4 protein-coding genes are annotated in these 5,481 nt (G+C 49.7%); all 4 read left to right on the top strand.

Annotated elements, in window-relative coordinates:
* The first annotated feature begins 199 nt into the window (after positions 1 to 199).
* The 4 genes from ileS to AB1756_07095 are packed head-to-tail and all read left to right on the top strand — an operon-like array spanning position 200 to position 5,327.
* Positions 200 to 3,049 carry an isoleucine--tRNA ligase gene (ileS, locus tag AB1756_07110; protein ID MEW5807097.1) on the top strand — a complete coding sequence of 950 codons (2,850 nt, stop codon included), beginning with the start codon at positions 200 to 202 and terminating at the stop codon, positions 3,047 to 3,049.
* Positions 3,050 to 3,061: 12 nt separating this feature from the next.
* Positions 3,062 to 3,553 (top strand): signal peptidase II, encoded by a 492-nt coding sequence (gene lspA / locus AB1756_07105; protein MEW5807096.1) that lies wholly within the window; start codon positions 3,062 to 3,064, stop codon positions 3,551 to 3,553.
* A 3-nt stretch (positions 3,554 to 3,556) separates the two neighbouring features.
* Positions 3,557 to 4,396: a prolipoprotein diacylglyceryl transferase gene (gene lgt, locus AB1756_07100; protein MEW5807095.1), complete on the top strand. Its 840-nt coding sequence runs from the start codon at positions 3,557 to 3,559 to the stop codon at positions 4,394 to 4,396.
* Positions 4,380 to 5,327, top strand: coding sequence for an RluA family pseudouridine synthase (locus tag AB1756_07095; protein MEW5807094.1), 948 nt, complete (start codon positions 4,380 to 4,382; stop codon positions 5,325 to 5,327). Before lgt ends, AB1756_07095 begins: the two co-directional genes overlap by 17 nt.
* Positions 5,328 to 5,481: the final 154 nt, after the last annotated feature.

Raw genomic sequence — 5,481 nt, 5'->3', positions numbered from 1 at the left:
CGTTCCTCCGGGCTTCAATGTTCTGGATAGAAACCATGGGAATCCTCCTTTATGTAGATTTATATCTACAATATCATATCCATAAAAAAAGTCAACAGCAAAAACCCACTTTCATGACGCAAACCCCGTACAATCCCTTTGCTTGACAAAGCAGAAAAGTAGGTGCTAAATTTACCGTTTAAATTCTTGAGGTTAGCTTGTGAAAAAGGATATTGACTTCAAGAGGACCTTGAATCTTCCCAGCACGGACTTCAGAATGAAAGCGGATCTTCTCGAGAACGAGCCGAAGATGATACGGTTGTGGGATGAGATCGGCCTCTACGATCTTATCAGGCAGGAGAGAAAGGGGAGAGAACGGTTTGTCCTCCACGATGGTCCTCCTTACGCCAATGGAAACATCCATCTCGGCCAGGCGCTGAACAAGATCCTGAAAGATTTCATCGTTAAGTCAAGGACTATGATGGGGTATGATGTCCCGTATCTTCCTGGATGGGACTGCCACGGGCTTCCCATCGAGCATATGGTTGACCAGCAGCTCGGCGAGAATAAGTTCAGGATGAACAAACTTGAGATAAGGAGACAATGCCGTGCTTATGCGGAAAAATATATCGAGGTCCAGAAAAAGGAATTCATCAGGCTGGGCATCTTCGGAGAATGGAGCAAACCCTACACGACACTTGATGGAGAGTACGAGGCAACCGTCATCGATCAGCTCGGGAAGTTCTTCGCCAACGGATCCATCTATTTCGGGAAGAAGCCGGTTCACTGGTGCTCTTTCTGCAGAACTGCTCTCGCAGAGGCGGAAGTGGAGTACGATGATCACGTTTCTACGTCAATCTATGTGAAGTTCCGGTTGCTCCTGACAGATGAACTGTTGAGCGAGATCCCTCCATTGAGGGATTACAGGGATAAGACCTTCGTCGTTATCTGGACAACGACGCCATGGACGCTTCCTGCCAACAGAGCCATAGCCCTGAATCCCGATTTCGAGTACGTCTTTGCCAGGAGTGGCGGTGAAGTGTATCTAGTCGCGCGTGACCTCCAGGCGCAGTTTGCGATGGCCTGCGGGATACAGAATCTGGAAGCGCTGGGAAGTGTTAAAGGGAAGGAATTGGACTGGAAATTTCCGAAAGAGCCGTTCCTCGTGAAGCATCCCCTCTATGATTTCTACGCGAAGCTCATCAATGGAGAGCACGTAACGCTTGAACAGGGAACCGGATGCGTCCACACGGCTCCGGGGCACGGCGAGGATGACTTCATAGTCGGGAAAAGATATCCGGGCCTTGAGGCCTACGCTCCTGTTGCAGATGATGGCAGGTTTACCGAAGACGCCGGAAAGTATGCAGGCCTACATGTCTTCGATTCCAACAGCATTATCATCGAGGATCTGAAGAGGAACGGTTCTCTCCTCAGCTCAACTGACATCCTGCATCAATACCCGCATTGCTGGAGATGTAAGCAGCCCACGATATTCAGGGCAACGGAACAATGGTTCATCTCGATGGACAGGAATGACCTGAGAGTTAAAGCCCTGGAAGAAGTCAGAAAGGTTCGATGGATACCCGATTTCGGTGAGCAGAGGATTTACAACATGATAGAGACGAGACCGGACTGGTGCATATCCCGGCAGAGGGTCTGGGGGGTTCCCATTCCGATATTCATTTGCAAGAAGAGCAAATCCGACGATATCCACTTCATTCAGGATAAGAATGTATTCGATCATATCGCCGATCTCTTCAAGAAGTATGGTTCCGATTTCTGGTTTCAGAAGAGTGTCGGCGAGCTTCTTCCGGAGGGAACGAAGTGCAGCGTCTGCGGATCAGGAGAGTTCCGTAAAGAAGAGATCATCGTGGATGTCTGGTTCGAGTCGGGCTCAAGCCACTGCGCCGTCCTCGGAAAGAGAGAAGACCTGCCATGGCCTTCCGACGTTTATCTGGAAGGCTCCGATCAGTACAGGGGATGGTTCCATTCCTCCCTCCTGGTCGCCGTCAACAATCGCGGTTCCGCTCCTTACAGAACTGTAATAACACATGGATTCACGCTAGACGGCGAGGGGAGAAAGATGTCCAAATCCCTCGGAAACGTCATCTCCCCGATGGAAGTCTGCAATGAGATGGGTGCCGAAGTCCTCAGGCTCTGGGTCTCCATGATCGATTACCTGAGCGACATGCGTCTATCGGAGGAAATCCTGAGGAGAAACGCTGAAGCATACAGAAAGATAAGAAACACTTTCCGGTACTTCCTTGGAAATCTCTATGACTTTGATCCAGAAAAGGATTCCGTTCCCTATTCGGAGATGCTTGAAATTGACCGTTGGGCTCTCCTGCATCTCAACAGCTTCATCAAGAAGATTCTGTCGGCTTATGAGAACTACATGTTTCATGTCATCTACCACAGCCTGCACAACTTCTGTGCGGTGAGCATGAGTTCCTTCTACCTCGACATCCTGAAGGATCGCCTCTACACTGCTGCTCAGGGCTCACGGCGGAGACGTTCGGCCCAGACGGCCCTCTTCAGGATATGCGAAAGCCTCTGCCAGTTGATGGCTCCCATCCTCTGTTTTACAGCCGAAGATGTCTGGAGGAGTATGCCTGGGCGCGAATCGAGAAAGATCTCCGTTCATCTGACAGAATTTCCCGCTCTTCTCGATCTGAAGGAAGAACCAGAACTTCTGGAAAGGTGGGATCGTCTTCGCGAGATCCGGGAGGACGTCTCCAAGGCTCTCGAGATTGCCAGACAGGAGAAGATGATCGGAAACTCGCTGGAATCCAAGGTGCGCATAGATGCGCCTGATGAAGTGATGGATTTTCTTAAAAGTTTTGGAGGTGAACTGCGATTTGTCTTTCTTGTATCGCAGGTGGAGTTCGGGAAGACTTCCAACAAGCGGTACTTCAGCGAAAAGATCAAAGGGCTCTCCATCGAGGTTCTCATGGCGGATGGCGAGAAGTGCCAGAGATGCTGGAACTATTCTTCTGACGTCGGAGTAGCCTCCGATTATCCAGGTATCTGTGGCAGGTGTGTGCAAGCGATCGAATCGGGTATCTCGTGAACCTTTGCCTCTATGAAAATCATAAATAAGAAGATGTTGTTTCTGGTCCCATTGCTCCTAGTCATCCTGGACAGGGTTACGAAAATGCTTGCCGTGAGCTATCTCCAGGAGATGAGCCGTCCTGTTTGTGTGATCAATGGATTTTTCAATCTCATCTTTTCGACGAACCGAGGAGCTCTTTTCGGGTTTCTGGATGCGCTCGCTGACCCGGTGCGATGGATAATCCTCACACTGATACCTCTCTGTGTCGTGCTGATAATAATCGTCATCATGGTCAGAATCCATCCGGATGAGAAACTTCTTGGTGCCGGAATGACTCTCATTCTCGGCGGTGCCATCGGGAACCTGATCGACCGGATCCTTTATGGAGAGGTGATTGATTTCCTTGATTTCTACCTGGGCAAGTTCCACTGGCCCGCCTTCAACCTGGCCGACTCTTTTATTAGCATTGGAATCGCGCTGATATTTTTTGATATGATTTTTATAAGATCGGAAAAGAAGTGACAGATGCATCCTATACTGATTGATCTTGGAGAGGTGAACCTCCCTCTTTTCGGTGAGGTTCATTTTTTCATTCCAACCTATGGGTTCATCGTGATGATCGCGGCCTTTCTAACGCTGATGATCTGGATTAAGCTATCGAAGCGGGAAGGGTTCGATGTCTCCAGGATGATCGATCTCGGATTCTATCTCCTCCTCGCTGGGATCGTCGGGTCTAAAGCTGCCCTCCTGCTCGTGGATTTTCGATACTATCTTGAGAATCCTGGTGAGATCATTTACATCTATAAAGTTGCAGGGGTTTATCTCGGCGGCGTCATCGCCGCGCTGGCCACAATCATCATTTTTGCTCTCAAGAACAGGCTCCCTCTGTGGAGGCTCTCCGATACGATATGCATCCCTCTTCCCCTCGGTCAGGCCATAGGAAGAATCGGATGCTTCTTCGCTGGATGCTGCTTTGGAAGACCTGCAGAGGGGCTGTCGTGGGCAATCACCTTCACCAATCCAATCGCGCACGAAAATACCGGAGTACCGCTGGGCATACCGCTGCATCCCACGCAGATCTATCAATCTCTCAATGATTTCACACTTTTCCTGATGCTCCTGGTTCTCTGGAGATTCAAAAAGTTCGACGGAGAGATCACCTGGAGCTATATCTTCCTTTATTCACTGAGCCGGGGGATCATCGAGCTATTCCGGGGAGACATCAGCCGCGGACTATACTTCAATGGACTTCTTTCCACGTCGCAGATAATCGGAAGCATCGGAGCGATCTCTGCTGCGGTCATCCTTTTCATCCTGTACAGGAAATCAAAGAAAGAGGCAGGCTCTCATGGAGAAAAGCCTTGAGTTCTTGGTAAACGGAGAGGATTCAGGAAAGAGACTCGATCGATTCCTATCCGAACATCTTCATGAGATCAGCCGCTCTCACATCCAGCGTCTCATCAGATCCGGGAACGTCCTCGTCGATACCTTGGTCAGGAAGAACGCATACAGAGTTTCCGGAGGGGAGCGGGTTCTGGTCGACATTCCATCACAGAAAGGGGAGAAGATTGAGGCAGAGAGAGTCCCTCTTGACATAGTTTACGAGGACGAGGATATCATCGTCATCAACAAACCATCTGGAATCACGGTGCATCCAGGCGCTGGTGTTAATAGGAGAACACTCGTGAACGCTCTCCTGTCGCACACGAGTCTCTCACCTTACGGGGAACCTTACCGTCCGGGGGTCGTTCATCGTCTCGACAAAGAAACATCGGGGCTTATCGTCTTCGCGAAGACGGCAAGAGCCCACCTCTCGATCGCGGATCAATTCAAGAACAGGAAGGTCGAAAAAAGATATATGGCCCTCGTCTGGGGGAGGCTCAAAGAAGCGAAAGGAGAGATAGATATTCCGCTCGGAAGAGATGTCCATGATCGGAAGAAGATATCCTCCAGGACGCGAAAGGGAAGAGAGGCACGGACTATCTACAGAGTCATCGAGCATCTTCCAGGCTTTACGCTTCTTGAGCTTCACCCTGTAACCGGAAGGACCCATCAGATCAGGGCTCATCTTAAATTCATCAAGCATTCGATCGTGGGGGATACTAAGTATGGAGGCGCCATGTGGAGAGGGCTGCAGAACAAAAAGAAAAGAGATATCATCAGGAATCTGAAGCGAATTGCCCTCCATGCTTCATGGCTCTCCCTTACACATCCCTCGTTGTCGAAAAGAATTGAATTTTATGCGGAGGTCCCCCGTGAACTTATAGAGCTGCTGAAAATCTTGAGAGAGAATTGAAGGATCAATCAGGGGAGCCGATACTTTAAACACTTTTTTTTCAAAGACGATTTTGAAAACGATGAGCAGGAAATCGATGAAGAGCACCGGGAATAAGATCCTTTCTATCATAGGCGCAGGGAGAGTGGGGACGACGCTCGGGTATCTCATTTCG

Source organism: Acidobacteriota bacterium, assembly GCA_040752675.1.
GTDB lineage: Bacteria > Acidobacteriota > Polarisedimenticolia > JBFMGF01 > JBFMGF01 > JBFMGF01.
The sequence above is the reverse complement of the archived record's forward strand: the minus strand, read 5'-3'. Positions and strand labels throughout refer to the sequence as shown.

Coding starts and splice junctions, on each gene's coding strand:
- lgt (MEW5807095.1), top strand. CDS start 3,557: ATGCATCCTATACTGATTGATCTTGGAGAGGTGAACCTCCCTCTTTTC.
- lspA (MEW5807096.1), top strand. CDS start 3,062: ATGAAAATCATAAATAAGAAGATGTTGTTTCTGGTCCCATTGCTCCTA.
- AB1756_07095 (MEW5807094.1), top strand. CDS start 4,380: ATGGAGAAAAGCCTTGAGTTCTTGGTAAACGGAGAGGATTCAGGAAAG.